Raw genomic sequence first — 477 nt, forward strand, 5'->3', positions numbered from 1 at the left:
CAGCAAAGAAAAGTTAGCCTATGATTTGGCTCATGGCTTTACGGATGACAACCCAACAACTTCGGACGATAAACCAGTCATTGATCCAACTAGAACAGGTGCAGCAAATCCTACACTGACAGATGGAACGAATTACGCCCACATTGATCAGTTTGGAGAAATCGAAAATGCAAACTTGCATGTGGCTGGATGGCACATTGCTAACTATAAATACGAGTATATCTTCATTATGGATTACAATACTGGAAAAGAATTAGCTCGAGTAAGAGCTGATGGAATTTATAGATCAGATGTAAATCAAGCTTATAATACTTCTGGAAATGTCGGTTACCACGTATCATTTAATATGCGTAACTTCCCTAATAAGAAAGTATACGTCATGATGCGAGCAACGAATGATCCTGAAGGTAATACTAAAGGTGGAGCGCAAGATTTTCACGATAAACGGTGGTATTTGAATATTCCACAACGATAAAA

1 protein-coding gene is annotated in these 477 nt (G+C 38.4%); it reads left to right on the forward strand.

Annotation, left to right across the window (positions count from 1 at the left end):
* Window positions 1-475 (forward strand): hypothetical protein (locus FCS21_RS17680; protein ID WP_222927985.1); only part of this gene is annotated, 475 nt, incomplete at its 5' end.
* Window positions 476-477 lie beyond the last annotated feature (2 nt).

This window comes from Colwellia ponticola, from assembly GCF_005885605.1.
In the GTDB taxonomy this organism is placed as follows: Bacteria; Pseudomonadota; Gammaproteobacteria; order Enterobacterales; family Alteromonadaceae; genus Colwellia; species Colwellia ponticola.